This window comes from Streptomyces sp. Q2 (assembly GCF_056820935.1).
The window spans coordinates 76,793-90,263 of the sequence record NZ_JBXEJE010000014.1 but is presented as its reverse complement, the minus strand read 5'-3'; the positions used below and the strand labels follow the sequence as shown (position 1 = coordinate 90,263).

The 13,471-nt window shown below is 71.1% G+C and carries 12 protein-coding genes; 3 read left to right on the top strand and 9 right to left on the bottom strand.

The window, feature by feature from the left end; all coding sequences use genetic code 11:
- Positions 1 to 49: 49 nt before the first annotated feature.
- The 5 genes from ACWBNA_RS17265 to ACWBNA_RS17245 form a co-directional block, all read right to left on the bottom strand.
- Positions 50 to 1,108 (bottom strand): cytochrome d ubiquinol oxidase subunit II, encoded by a 1,059-nt coding sequence (locus tag ACWBNA_RS17265; protein ID WP_482705230.1) that lies wholly within the window; start codon positions 1,106 to 1,108, stop codon positions 50 to 52.
- Complete coding sequence (locus ACWBNA_RS17260) at positions 1,105 to 2,583, bottom strand: cytochrome ubiquinol oxidase subunit I (protein WP_482705229.1); 1,479 nt, start codon at positions 2,581 to 2,583, stop codon at positions 1,105 to 1,107. Before ACWBNA_RS17260 ends, ACWBNA_RS17265 begins: the two co-directional genes overlap by 4 nt.
- 35 nt (positions 2,584 to 2,618) lie before the next feature.
- A complete protein-coding gene (locus ACWBNA_RS17255) occupies positions 2,619 to 3,458 on the bottom strand; it encodes an SDR family oxidoreductase (RefSeq protein ID WP_482705228.1) in 840 nt (279 codons plus the stop codon).
- 259 nt (positions 3,459 to 3,717) lie between these two features.
- Positions 3,718 to 4,662 carry a cyclase family protein gene (locus tag ACWBNA_RS17250; RefSeq protein WP_482705227.1) on the bottom strand — a complete coding sequence of 315 codons (945 nt, stop codon included), beginning with the start codon at positions 4,660 to 4,662 and terminating at the stop codon, positions 3,718 to 3,720.
- A 186-nt stretch (positions 4,663 to 4,848) separates the two neighbouring features.
- The gene (locus ACWBNA_RS17245) at positions 4,849 to 7,314 is read right to left on the bottom strand and encodes a SpoIIE family protein phosphatase (RefSeq protein WP_482705226.1); all 2,466 of its coding nucleotides are present in this window, start codon (positions 7,312 to 7,314) and stop codon (positions 4,849 to 4,851) included.
- A gap of 137 nt (positions 7,315 to 7,451) precedes the next feature.
- On the opposite strand from ACWBNA_RS17245, the gene ACWBNA_RS17240 reads away from it, so the two are divergent.
- On the top strand, positions 7,452 to 8,915 hold the full coding sequence (locus ACWBNA_RS17240; protein WP_482705225.1) for an aldehyde dehydrogenase family protein: 1,464 nt from the start codon (positions 7,452 to 7,454) through the stop codon (positions 8,913 to 8,915).
- 3 nt (positions 8,916 to 8,918) lie between these two features.
- Here the strand turns inward: ACWBNA_RS17240 and ACWBNA_RS17235 are convergent, their stop codons facing one another.
- Together ACWBNA_RS17235 and ACWBNA_RS17230 are read right to left on the bottom strand one after the other, a co-directional pair.
- Positions 8,919 to 10,529: an MFS transporter gene (locus tag ACWBNA_RS17235; protein WP_482705224.1), complete on the bottom strand. Its 1,611-nt coding sequence runs from the start codon at positions 10,527 to 10,529 to the stop codon at positions 8,919 to 8,921.
- 147 nt (positions 10,530 to 10,676) lie between these two features.
- On the bottom strand, positions 10,677 to 10,961 hold the full coding sequence (locus ACWBNA_RS17230) for an SHOCT domain-containing protein (protein ID WP_482705223.1): 285 nt from the start codon (positions 10,959 to 10,961) through the stop codon (positions 10,677 to 10,679).
- 293 nt (positions 10,962 to 11,254) lie between these two features.
- Between ACWBNA_RS17230 and ACWBNA_RS17225 the strand changes: the two genes are divergently transcribed.
- Positions 11,255 to 11,689 carry a DUF7144 family membrane protein gene (locus ACWBNA_RS17225; protein WP_482705222.1) on the top strand — a complete coding sequence of 145 codons (435 nt, stop codon included), beginning with the start codon at positions 11,255 to 11,257 and terminating at the stop codon, positions 11,687 to 11,689.
- A gap of 160 nt (positions 11,690 to 11,849) precedes the next feature.
- The gene (locus ACWBNA_RS17220) at positions 11,850 to 12,416 is read left to right on the top strand and encodes a gluconokinase (RefSeq protein WP_482705221.1); all 567 of its coding nucleotides are present in this window, start codon (positions 11,850 to 11,852) and stop codon (positions 12,414 to 12,416) included.
- A 4-nt stretch (positions 12,417 to 12,420) separates the two neighbouring features.
- Here the strand turns inward: ACWBNA_RS17220 and ACWBNA_RS17215 are convergent, their stop codons facing one another.
- Entirely contained in the window at positions 12,421 to 12,975 is a 555-nt protein-coding gene (locus tag ACWBNA_RS17215) for a hypothetical protein (protein WP_482705220.1), read from the bottom strand.
- Between the two features lie 35 nt (positions 12,976 to 13,010).
- The gene (locus ACWBNA_RS17210; protein ID WP_482705219.1) at positions 13,011 to 13,466 is read right to left on the bottom strand and encodes a DUF6325 family protein; all 456 of its coding nucleotides are present in this window, start codon (positions 13,464 to 13,466) and stop codon (positions 13,011 to 13,013) included.
- Positions 13,467 to 13,471: the final 5 nt, after the last annotated feature.

The following is a 13,471-nucleotide window of genomic DNA, read 5'->3' as shown; positions in this document are numbered from 1 at the left end:
GCCTCACCACGGCACGCTGCCCGATCGGATGCGACGGCCGGTCGGGACATCAGGGGGTGCCTGCCCTGCCGTCGCCGCCCGGACCGCCTCCCGTGCGCAGGTCGGCGTCGGAGAGGGCTTCCAGCTCACCGTGGGTGTCGAGCCAGTACAACAGGACGACAGCCGGGACGACGACCACCAGAGCCACCAGCGTGACCACCAGGAGCCAGGTCAGCGTGCCCGACGCGCCCGCCCCGTCGGCCACGGTCAGTGAGGTGGGGATGAGATAGGGGCGCTGGGCCATGCCCCAGGCGATGACACCGGAGGCGACGCCGCCGACGGCGGTGACGCGGGCCCAGTTCCCCGGTGTCCGCCGCATCAGCCAGGCCGTGGCGAGCGCGGCCACGGCGGCGACGACGGCGAACAGCAGCCCCGTTCCGTGGGTGAGCCCGTGCGAGACGTGCGGGGCGTCGTCGGCGAGGACGAACAGGGTGATCACCGCGAGGACGGCCAGCACGACGAGGCTGGCCAGCGCGCGCCACCGGAAGTAGCCGACCAGATCGGGGGCCTCGAACCGGCGGGCGTCCCCGGAGAGGAAGACCGCGCCGAGGAAGGCCGTCGTCGTGACGGCCAGCAGCCCGATCATGAGCGAGGTGGGGTTGGACCACGCGTCCGCCGTCGCCTCGGTGCCGGCGGACACCCGGCCGGAGGCGACGCCGCCGACGGCGGCGCCGAGAAAGAACGGTGTCACCAGCGAGGACACGGCGAACGCGGCTCCGTACAGGCGTCGGTCGACCAGCCGCCGACTGGCCTTGCGGAACGCGAAGCCGGCACCGCGCAGGACCAGGCCCACGGCCGCCAGTGCCAGCGGCAGCCACAGTGCGGAGAACACGGTCTGGAAGAACGAGGGGAAGCCGGTCCACATGAGGACGAAGACGAAGATCAGCCAGACGTTGTTGACCTCCCACACGGGCGCCATGGCATGGTCGATGAGCCACCGCGGGCGCTTGCCCCGCTCCGCGCCCCCGGCGGTGAGGTCCCAGAAGCCGGCGCCGTAGTCGGTGCCGCCCGCGCCGGCGTACGCGGCCACGGCGAGCAGCAGCACCACGGCGACGAGGTCGGCGGTCACCGTCGGCCGTCCTCGGACGGGGCGGTTCCGGTTTCGGTGGTGGCGTCGCCGCCGGGAACGGCCACCCGCGGCCCGTAGGGGCCGTCCGCCTCCGGCGCATGGTCCGGGTGCCAGGCTGCCTGCTGTTCGTCGGCGCGCCGCCAGCGCGTGCGCATCGTGAGCAGGACGGCGAGGAGCGAGCCGAAGATGAACAGGTACACCACGATCACCAGCCCGAGCATGATCCACAAGGTGGTGGAACGGGTCGAGGTCACCGCCTCGGCGACCTTCATGTTCTGGTAGACGATCCAGGGCTGGCGTCCCACCTCGGTGGCGATCCAGCCGCACTCGACCGCCACCACGGAGGCGGCCCCCGCGCACGCCGCGCTGCCGTAGAACCACCTGGAGGCCGGGAGCCTGCGGTGCCGCAGCCAGGTAAGGCCGTACCAAAGAGCCAGCAGTACCAGGGCGGACCCGACGCCGACCATGATGTCGAAGGCCCAGTGGGCGATGGTCGCCTGCGTGGCCGTCGGCCGTTCGTCGGCCGGCACGGAGGAGAGTCCGACCACCTTGGTGTTCGCGCTGAAGCCCGCCAGGAAGGAGTCGAGCAGGGGGACCTTGATGCCGCCCGAGACGGATCCGTCCGGGTGCAGACGGCCGAAGAGGTATTCCGGCACCCGGGTGTCGGTCTTCCAGACGATCTCCATCGCGGCGAACTTCACCGGCTGCTTGTGGAACACCGACCGGGCGATGGAGTCACCCAGGACGAACTGCACGGGCGTGGCGACCGCGGCCAGGGTGAAGGGTACGGCGAAGCCGAGCCGGTGGTAGTGGTCCCGGCGGCCACGCAGCCAGCCCACGGCGTAGACGCCGGCCACCACGTATCCGGCCGTCAGGAGCATCGCCACGACGAAGTGCCAGTACTGGGGCCCGAACATGGGCGTGAAGACGGCCTTCCACACGTTCACGTCGACGGGATCGCCGGCGTCGTCCAGGGCGAAGCCCTGGGGCGTGTTCATCCAGGAGTTGGCGGCCAGGATGCCGAACGCCCCGAGCAGGGCGGTGATCGGCAGCGGCAGCCCGAGCAGGAAGTGCGTACGGGGCTTCAGCCGGCGCCATCCGTACAGGTAGATGGCGATGAGTACGGCTTCGAGGAAGAACGCCCATGCCTCGACCCCGAACCCGATGCCGAAGACGTCGCCCCACCTGCCCATCAGGCCCGGCCAGAGCAGGCCGAACTCGAAGGAGAGCACCGTGCCGGTGACCACGCCCACCGCGAACTGGACCGCCATGACGGCCGACCAGCGCCGCGCCAGCAGGAGCGCGGTCGCGTCGCCGCGGCGCAGCCCGAGGTAGTGCATGACCAGGGTGATGAGGGGGAGCGCCACGCCCAGGGGGACCAGGATGATGTGGGAGGCCAGAGTGAAGGCCATCAGCTCCCGGGCGGGGAGGAGCTGGGCGGGGGCGTCAGCCAGCAGATGGACCGAAGGGTGCATGAAGGCCTTCACTGTTCAGGACGTACAGGAGAAGGTCAGCCGCCGGTCGCGAAGCCGGGGAAGAGGGTCATGCCGCCGTCGACGTAGAGCGTGGTGCCCACCACGTAGTCCATGAGGTCGGAGGCGAGTGCGACGACGGCGCGGGCGATGTCCTGGGGGTTGCCGATCCGGTTGTAGGGGATGAGCCGCAGCAGTTCTTCGAGGGCCTGTGGTGTCTCCCAGGCACTGCGGTTGATCGGCGTCTGGATGGCTCCCGGGGCGACCGCGTTGACCCGGATCTTGTGCGGGGCGAGTTCCTGGGCGAGGGTCGCCATCATCATCTGCACGCCGCCTTTCGACGAGGCGTAGTTGACGTGGCCCGACCAGGGAATGAGCTGGTGCACCGAACTCATACAGATGATCTTCCCGGCCGAGGAGGACACCTCCGGTACGACTCCGCGGCGCCGGAACTCCTTGGTCGCCTCCCTGGCGCACAGGAACTGGCCGGTGAGATTGACGTCGAGCACCTTCTGCCACTGATCGAGCGTCATCTCCGTGAAGGGCGCGTCGCGTTGCATACCGGCGTTGGCGACCAGGATGTCGATCGTCCCGAACTCCTGGACCATCCGGTCCATCATGGCCGTGACCTGGTCCTCCTGGGACACGTCCGCTTCGTAGGCGGCCGCACGCACCCCGAACGAGGCGATCTCCTCGACCACTTCCTCGGCGGTGTCCCGGCCGGCCACGTAGTTCACGACCACATCGGCGCCGGCCCGTCCCAGCCCGATGGCGGTGGCCTTGCCGATACCCGAGTTGGCACCGGTGACCAGTGCCTTCTGGCCCTTCAGCAACTGCTCCGGAATGACGGTTCGCGGCGCTTCCGTGGTGGTGTCCACAGTCCCCTGTCTCCCTCGCTAGCCGGCTCCTAGTGCCTGATCGCACCCGGCCCGGCACAAGGGCCAAGCAACCACCTGCTTGAGGGCAGCGGGCGATCGGCCGAACCGCCGTTGGGCCGTCCGGCGGGTCTTTTCGCCCGGTCGGCCCAGACGCGCCGGACGGCAGCTCAGCCGGTTCGGCGACGCCCTGCGGGTCGGCGACCACCTCCTGGCGGGAGCGCCCATGGCGACGGGGGGCGTCGGCGTGTCCGGTCCGCTGTCACAGCACGGCGATCGGGTTCACGGGAGAGCCGGTGGCCGCGGTCAGCCGCAGCGGGGCGACCACACACAGGAAACTCCAGCGGCCCGCGTCCGCGCAGGCCGGGGCGAGCTGCTCGAACTGGAGGTAGTCCATGAGGTGCACGCCCATGGCGTGCACGGCCAGCACGTGGACGGGGAAGGCGACGTCCGCCACCGCACTGGGGGCGGTGTCGTTGTTGCCGTCGCCGCCCAGCACGGCAACACGTCGGTCGGCCAGGAACTCCACGGCGCTCGGGTGGAGTCCGGCCCGTGCCCGTGTCGCCTGCCACGGGCCGAGCTCCGCGCGACGGCGGCGGTGACCGACGCGGACGAGCAGCAGGTCCCCGGGGCCGGCCCGGACGCCTTGGGCCGCCTCGGCATCCGTCAGGTCGCCCGCGGTCACGTGGTCGCCCGGTTCCAGCCAGGGCACGCCACGCAGCCGCGGGATGTCCAGCAGCACGCCGCGACCGACGATGCCGTCCCGGACCAGGTCGACGGAGAGGGAGCGGGCGCCCTGAGCCGTCACGGCGCTCGCGGGCACCCCGTGGTACAGCTCACCGTCGTACAGCACGTGGCAGAGCGCGTCGAGATGGCTGTCGGCGTCCCCGTGCACGTTCATGGCGATGTGGTCGACGGCGAAGTGCAGTCCGTCCGCCCCGGCGGCACCGGCAGCGGGGCCGGTCATCCGGTGCACCGCGGGCTCGGGGTTGTCCGGGCCCGGCCGGGTCTCCACCGGTGCGGCCAGCGACACCGTGTGCCCGGTCCGCACCTCCGCGGCGGCGGCCGCGACCCGTTCGGGCGTCAGATGACGGAGCGCTCCGCGCGGATCGTCGGTCCGCGTCGCGTCGCGCAGCCGCCTGTAGAGCTCCCGGAACGCATCCGCGGTCATCGGCTGCGGAGCGGCTGACGGTGCGCGCGACGTCATGACGCGACGAGCCGGCTTGCGAAGCCGCCTCGGGCCCCGCCGCGCGTCGCGCTCCCCGCGACATGACTCGTCATGGCACCAGCCTCCGGGGCGAGCGTTGCGGTCCCGCGCGACAGGACGAGGGAACGGATATCCCCAAGGGGAACGGATATCCCCAATCTCCCTCACTCCGGGCAACGGTGCACTTCAGTAGCCCTCGGGACCATCGGAGGCGAGGGGGAGGGCCTGTTCGGCCCAGATCGTCTTGCCGTTGTGCGTCTGGCGGGTGCCCCAGCCCTGGGTGAGCTGGGCGACGAGGAGCAGGCCGCGGCCGCCTTCGTCGAAGGTGCGGGCGCGGCGCAGGTGGGGGGCGGTGTTGCTGGCGTCGGAGACTTCGCAGATGAGGTTGCGGTCGCGGATGAGCCGGAGCTGGATGGGGGCGCCGCCGTAGCGGATGGCGTTGGTGACGAGTTCGCTGACGACCAGTTCGGTGACGAAGGCGGCCTCGTCCAGGCCCCAGGCGGCCAGTTGCCGGCGGGTGTTCCTGCGGGTCTCGGCGACCGCCGAGGGGTTGCACGGCACGTCCCAGGTGGCGACGTGCGCCGCGTCCAGGGCGCGGGTGCGGGCTATCAGCAGCGCCACGTCGTCGGCGGGGCGGTCCGGGAGAAGCGTCTGGATCACGGTGTCGCAGATGCTCTCCAGGGACGGAGCCGGCCGGGCCAGCACCTCGCGCAGCGCGTCGAGACCTTCGTCGATGTCGCGGCCACGGTCCTCGACGAGACCGTCGGTGTACAGCGCGAGGAGGCTGCCTTCGGGCAGTTCGATCTCGGTGACTTCGAAGGGCAGGCCGCCCAGCCCCAGCGGCGGGCCCGCGGGGATCTCGGGAAATTCCACGGTGCCGTCCGGAGTCGCCACCGCGGGTACGGGGTGGCCCGCGCGGGCCAGGGTGCAGCGCCGGGAGACCGGGTCGTAGACGGCGTACAGGCAGGTCGCGCCGATGTCGCCGACGGGGCCGGCCGCGGCATCGGCCTCCGCGGACAGGTGGATGACCAGGTCGTCCAGGTGGGTCAGCAACTCGTCGGGCGGGAGGTCGACGTCGGCGAGGGTGCGCACGGCGGTGCGCAGCCGTCCCATGGTGGCCGAGGCCTGGATGCCGTGGCCGACGACGTCGCCGACGACGAGCGCGACCCGGGCGCCGGACAACGGGATCACGTCGAACCAGTCGCCGCCGACGCCGGCCTGCGCACTGGCGGGGAGGTAGCGGGAGGCGACGTCGACGGCGGCCTGCGGGGGCAGACGCTGCGGCAGGAGACTGCTCTGCAGGGTGAGGGAGGTGCTGCGCTCACGGGTGTAGCGGCGGGCGTTGTCGATGCAGACGGCGGCCCTGCCGGTGATCTCCTCGCCCAGGAGCAGGTCGTCCTGTTCGAAGGGTTCCGGGCGCCGGTGGCGGGAGAACGTGGCCACGCCGAGGGTGATGCCCCGGGCGCGCATCGGTACGGCCAGTACCGAGTGGAAGCCGTAGCGCCGCATGCGTTCGGCCCGGTCCGGGGTCTGGCTCGCCACCCGGGCCATCGAAGCAGCGGTCACGTTCTCGATCACCGGCAGGCCGCTGGTCAGGCACCTGGCCGCGGTCGATCCGTCCGGGTACGCGGCCACCGTTCCACGCTTCACCACGGCCTCGGGGGAGCCCTCCAGGACGGACTGGTAGGCGACGCGGCGCAGCATGACGGGGCTGGGCGGCGAGCCGGCGTGCGGGTCGTCGCCGCCTTCGATGGCGGGGAGCAGGTCGACGGTGACGAAGTCCGCGAGGTGCGGGATGGCGACGTCGGCCAGTTCCTGCGCGGTCCGGGCGAGGTCCAGGGTGCTGCCGATGCGGATGCTGGCCTCGTTCAGCAGGGCCAGGCGCCGTCGGGCCAGGTGCTCCTCGGTCATGTTGTGGGCGGAAAGGAGCACCCCCCGTACCGTGCCCCCGGCGTCCCGCACGGGGGTGAGGGAAGTCGACCAGATGCTCTCGCTCTCGTGGCCCGCCAGGACCAGGACCTGCCGCAGATGCTGTCGTTCTCCGGTCTCCAGCGCCCGCCGCATGCACTGTTCCGTCCGAACGCCCTCCGGGCCGACCACGATCTCCGACACCCGCAGACCCCGCATCGCCGCTTCGGGCAGGCCGATCACCCGTTCCATGTCGGCGTTCGCGCGCCTCAGCCGCAGGCCGGTGTCGTAGAGCGCCGTCGTGGACGGGGACTGGGTGAACGCCCACCTCACCAGGGCGTCGTCCTGGAGAGGTGACGACGACCGGGTCAGGGGGGAGACCAGGAGCCATTCGCCGCCCCCCTCGTCCTTTGAGTCGGGTTCCCGGCGGTGGGCCAGCAGGTGCACCGCGAGGCGGTGGCCGTCCCGGTGCAGGAGGGTCGCCGTCCCGTTCCACCGCGGCAGCGTGTCCAGGGAGCGCAGGGTCTCGAAGGACGTCCCCCCGGCGAGCAACGACGCCGCGGGCCGGCCGACGACCTCCGCGGACCGGTACCCGAGCAGCCGCCGTGCTCCCTCGCTCCACCCGGTCACGATGCCTTTCGGATCCACGGTGGCTCTGGCCGTGGCCGACTCGTCGACGGGGTCGTCCGGCCGCCACGCCGCCCGGTCGTCGTCCGCGGCCTCAGAACCCGTCATCACGTTCATCAGCCCTCACCTCGGACTTTCCACCGTGCGTCCCGGTCCGGCCGGGAGCAGCCGACGGGGAGTGGATGAACAGATACCCTCAATAAGGCTATAAGTACGAAAAGGCTACCAATGCAGGGATGATGAAGGGTCGTGCCATGACTTCCACCGCCGAGGGGACGTGGCCGGACCCGGCCGAATGGACCGGGAAGATCTACAGCGGCGGCTGGCGGCAGCCCGGTGGCGGGGTTCAGCCGGTGAACGAACCCGCCACGGGAGAGCGGCTGGCGGAGGTGGGTGTGGCGGCGCCCGCGGACGTCGCGCGGGCCGGGGCCCTGGCCGCCCGGGCTCAGCGGGCCTGGGCCGAGACGGCACCCCAGGAGCGCGCCGAGGTCCTGCTCCGTGCCGCCCGGGCCCTGCGCGACAACAGCGGGGCGATCCGCGAGTGGATCGTCAGGGAGTCCGGCGGTGTCCCGGCGAAGGGCGACTACGAGATCGCGGCCGGACTCAGCCAGCTGGCACAGGCCGCCGGGCTCGCCTCGCTGCCTCGCGGCGAGATCCTGAGCCCGCCGACAGCCGGCCGGACCAGTTACGCGTGGCGGGTACCGCTGGGTGTGGTCGGCGTCGTCAACCCCTGGAACGCCCCCCTGCTGTTCGCCATGCGGGCCCTCGCGCCCGCCCTTGCGCTGGGCAACGCCGTCCTGCTCAAACCCGATCCCCACACACCGGTGTCCGGCGGCGTCCTCGTGGCGCGGCTGTTCGAGGATGCCGGACTGCCCGAAGGGCTGCTCCACGTCCTGCCCGGAGGCCGCGGCACCGGTGAGGCGGTCGTGGCCGATCCCCACGTCGCCATGGTCGTGTTCACCGGCTCCACCGAGGCAGGACGGGCGGTCGCCCGGGCCGCGGGCGACGGGCTCAAGCGGGTGGTCCTGGAGCTGGGCGGCAAGAACTCGATCGTCGTGCTCGACGACGCGGACGTCGACGCCGCCGCGGCAGCCGGGGCGATGAGTTCCTTCGGCTACCAGGGACAGGCCTGCGTCGCCGCCGGACGTCATCTGGTGCACGTCGACATCGTGGAGCCGTACACCGAGGCGCTGATCGGACAGGCCGACGCGCTGCGGGTCGGCGACCCCCGCGAGCAGGGCGTGGCCCTCGGCCCCGTGATCAGCGAGCGCCAGGCCGCGAGCATCGAACGCATCGTGGACGCGAGCGTGGCGGCCGGGGCGCGGGTGCTGGCCGGCGGGCGCCGCGACGGGCTGTTCTACCCGCCCACCGTCCTGGACCACGTCGAGCGGACCATGCCCGCCTTCACCGAGGAGATCTTCGGGCCCGTCGCCCCCATCGTCGCGTTCCGTACCGACGCGGAGGCCGTCGAGATCGCCAACGACACCGCGTACGGCCTGACGGCGGCTGTGCACTCCCGTTCGGTGCCGCGCGCCGCGGTCGTCGCCGAGCGGTTGCGCACCGGCATGGTGCACCTCAACGACGTCTCCGCCAAGGACGCCGCGAACGCCCCCTTCGGCGGGATGGGAGCATCCGGCAACGGCTCCCGCATCGGCGGCACCGCCAACCTGGAGCAGTTCACCCAGTGGCGCTGGATGACGGTGACCGAGGCACGGTGATGCCTACGTCGAACGGGGCTGGGTGTTCGGGATCCGGTGGGTGAAGAACATCGCGAGGAGGGCGGTGAAGGCGAGGATGGCGAGCGCGGCACGCAGACCGTCGATCCTGGCGTCGGCGTTCGAGTCGAGCGCCGCCCGAGTCACCTCCGCGCTCGTGCCCGCCTCGTCGAGGGCGGTCTTGAGCTGGGCGTCCGACAGGAACGGTACGCCGCTCTGGAGTTCCACGCCCGCCCGGTTCTTGACGTCGGCCGGGACCGCCGGATTCTGCTCCACGCTGGTCAGGAACGAACTCGTCAGCGTGGCGATCATGATCGATCCGGCGAGTGCCGTACCGATCGAGGCGCCGAGATTGGTGACGGCGTTCTGGACACCGCCGACTTCCACGCTCTGTGCCTCCGGCACCGCGGACACGGTGACCGCCCCGAGCTGCGACGCCAGCGCGCCCATCCCGAGCCCGATCAGCAGGAGCGGGACGGCGACGACTTCCGCACCGGCGTCCGCGTCGAGCGCGGCCATCAGGACCACCGCGCCCGCGAACAACGCGAGGACCCCGAGCCGTACCACCCGCCGTGGAGAGACGTCCGGAAGGAAGCGGGGGATCAGGATCGCGGCCGCCAGCAGGGTGACCGACAGCGGCAGGATGCGGGCGCCGGTCGCGAGCGCGGACAGGCCCAGGGCCACCGACAGGTAGAGCGGTACGACGAAGAACACGCCCATCTGGACGAGGTACTGGAAGAAGAACATCGTCAGCCCGCCGGTGAGTTGCTTGTTCTGCAACATGGCCGGGTCGACGAGCGGCTCTCTTCGCCGCTCCACCAGGCGGGCTTCCCAGCGGAGAAAGAGCCAGATCAGAACGAGGCCGACCAGCATCAGCCACACGACGAGCGAAACCCCGAGCCACGAAGGCGCCTCGGGCTTCGGCCGGAACCAGCCCCATTCGTCCGAGCGGAGAACGCCGTAGACGAAGGTCCCGAGCCCGCACGCGGAGAGCACGACGCCGACGAGATCGATGCGCGGACGTTCGCCGATCGGCGCGTCCGTGATGCGGCGTGCGAGCGCCAGGATGCCGAGCACCATCAGCACCTCACCCGCGAAGACCCACCGCCAGGAGAAGTACGTGGTCGCGACACCGCCGATGAGCGGCCCGAGCGCGATCGCCACGGCCCCTGCGGCCGCGACGAGTCCGTAGGCGGCGGGCCGGCGTTTCACGGGGAAGTTGCTTGCCACCAGCGTCACGATCGCGGGCAGGATGAGCGCCGCTCCGATCCCCTCGAGGAACGCCCAGCCGATCAGCAGCACGGGCAGGTTCGGGGCGAGCGCCGTGACCAGGGAGCCGCAGCCGTAGATACCGCAACCGATCATGAAGGCGCGTTTGCGGCCGATCAGCGCGCCGGCCTTGCCGCCGGGGATCATGAACATCGCCATCACGAGGGTGTAGGCCGTGATGGCGCCCTGGATACCCGTCACGGTCGTGCCCACGTCGTCGGCCACCGTCGCGATCGACACGTTCATGACCGAACTGTCGAGCGCCATCAGGAACTGACCGGCCGCGAGTGTCAGCAGGACGACGCGCGCCGTTGCCGGACTGTCAGCAGTGCCTGCCCCGGGAGCCATGCGCGCATCGTCTCAGCCGCCCCAAAGGGCGACCCTCGCCACGCCATGGAGGTCAACCGGTTGGCGGGCTCCGTGAGCGGCGGCGACGCATAGCGGCGGGCGCCGCCCCGGGCTCGGTGTCGGTGTCGGTCTCGGTGTCGGTGTCGGTCAGGAGTTGAGCAGCCTGCTCTTCTGGTCCTCGAACTCGGCCTCGGTGAGGACGCCCTGAGCCTTGAGCTCCCCGAGTTGCTTGAGTTGGTCGATCTTGCTGCTCATGTCGACGGGCGGCGGGGCGGGAGGGGGCGCGACGGATGCCACGGGCTGCGGCGGCGCCTCCTGGTACTCCTGCTGGGCCCATCGCCCCTGCTGGCGGCGGGACACACGGTTCGACACGGCGGTCGCCGTACCGGCCACGACGGCTGTACGGGCGACCCCGCGGAGGAGACCTGGCACGGCGATTCCCTTCTCGAATGACGCATGCGCGACAGGCATGGGGGACAAGCCTGCGAAAACAAACCCGCGACACAAGCCTGCGAGGCAAACAAATCCCCGGCCGACGGCAATTGTCGGCACATCGGACCCTCCCATTGGATCACCGTATGGACTTCCTCGCATCTCGGCCTCGGGCTGCCCGGCGTAAAACCTGATGTTCTGCCGGTCCGTAATTCTCGTGGCAAGCTGATGTGTGGGCCATGTGGCCATGCGGCCACATCAAGTGGCGAGGTCTACGCGGGAGGAGCCCGAAAATGACCACGACCGGAATGCACCACGGACACGGCGCCAGGAGCGGCAGCGGAGGGGCGTGGGTGGCCGGCTGGACCGGCTTTGCCGGGGTCATGATGATCTTCGGTGGCTTGATGGCGATATTCCAGGGAATTGCCGCCATCGCCGAGGACGACGTCTTCGTCGCCACCCGCAACTACGTCTACAACTTCAATCTGACGAGCTGGGGCTGGATCCATCTCGCCCTTGGCGTTCTGGTGGTCCTCGCGGGTGCCGCCGTGTTCCGTGGCGAGACGTGGGCCCGGGTCGTCGGAATCGCCCTGGCCGGCCTGGCGATGATCGCCAACTTCATGTGGCTTCCGTACCAGCCCGTGTGGGCCATCGTGCTGATCGCCGTGGACGCCTTCGTCATCTGGGCGCTGTGCGTCGGAAAGGGCCGGGAGGCTCGCATGGATTAGTCGTCCCGCCGTTCCGGGTCGGTCATCCGGTACGAGCCCCCGAGGCCCATGTGAACAACGCGACCGACCACTTCTGCAGGCTGGACATCCGCGGGCCCCTCCAGCCCTTCACCGAGGCGGATCCGCGGCAGACGGCGGCCGGCCGGGAACCGGAAAAGCGGTGACCGGGGCCGGAGCCGCCGTCGCAGCCGCAGTCGGCCGGGGATCGCCGATCGTGCTGGTCCTGGGCGTGACGGGGTCCGGGAAGACGACCGTCGGCAAGGCGGTCGCCGGGCTGCTGGGACTGCCGTTCGTCGAGGGCGACGACTTCCATCCCGCCGCGAACGTCGCCAAGATGAGCGCCGGCCACGCACTGGACGACGCCGACCGCGAGCCCTGGTTGCGTGCCCTCGCCGACCGGATCCGTCACTCCGCCGAGGCCGACGAGGGGCTGGTCGTCGCCTGTTCGGCCCTCAAGCGCGCCTACCGCGACGAACTCCGCGCGGCCGCGGGCGCACGGCTGTGGTGCCTGTACCTCGCCCTGGACCGGGACACGGCATGGGACCGCGTGTCCCGGCGCACCGGTCACTTCATGCCCGCCCGGCTGGTCGACTCGCAGTTCGAGACGCTGGAGCCACTGGAACCGGACGAGCCGGGAGCGACCATGGACGCCACAGCCGACCTTCCGGTGAACCTCCCCCGGGTGCGGGCCGCCGTCATCCGCTTCGGCGAGCACACGCCCCGCTGAGCGGTCAGACTCCCAGAAAGTACGAAGACGTCTCCCGGTCGCGGTGCAGGGCCCTCGGTCCGGGTGACAGCAAGGAGCCGGCCACCCCGCACGAGGACCAGCAACCGGTGTCCGGCCAACCGGTGTCCGGCCAACCGGTGTCCGGCCAACCGGTGTCCGGCCGGAAGAGGGCCGTCCACGCGACGCGGCACGATGCGCGCGCCGAGGGCGCGGCGGCGTGCCGGTCCGGGGCCGGCCGGGCCGGACCGAAGAGTATGCGGCCCCCGGAGTAGGGGCGATGACCCCCTGGCTCTCCACAGGCGGCCCAGGTGGACGTGCCTTCGACGCTGCGGTCGAGGTCCGTGGCCTCCTCGGTGAGGAGGAGGACCCCTGTGAGGCCTTCGCGCTCCGCGCCCGCACCGGTGGCGGAGGCGAACAACTCTCCGGCGGCGAGCTCGATCTCGGCGGCGCGGAGGCTGTCGCGCTCCTCCTCACGCCCCGCCCACATGACCACGTTCAGCCCCGCCGCCCGCAGGGCCCGCCCCGGATCGACCGCCGACGGATCACCACCCGCGAGCAAAACGACGATCGAGGCCCAGGAGCTTGGCGGAGTCGTTACGTCGTCGGCTGCTCTGGATCGATGGCGTCCAGTGCGGCCAGGACGGCCGGTACCGGGATCCGCCCGGAGGCGACCAGCTGTGCGCCGCCGTGTCGCAGGGCGGTGGCGAAGGGCGCGGCCCACAGGTTCTCGTAGATCAGGATCCCGGCGGAGGTGTTGGGTTCCAGGGCGGACGCCGCCTCCTCGATGTCGTCCTGGCCCAGCAGGCCGGAGGAGACGCCCTCGAAGACGGCCAGGTCCAGAGCGCCGTCGCCGGTGAGGTCGGCGATTTCCAGGCCGACCACGGATCCGTCCTCGGCCTTCCTGACGAACAGCAGATCGAGGATCCGAATGAGACCGCGGTCCACCAGGTCGACAAGGAGGGGAAATCCCTCGCCCGTCATTCGGTTGCCGGGGAATTCGACGACCAGATAGTCGATCGGGCCCATCATTTCAGCGGATTCATCGCTCATGGCTT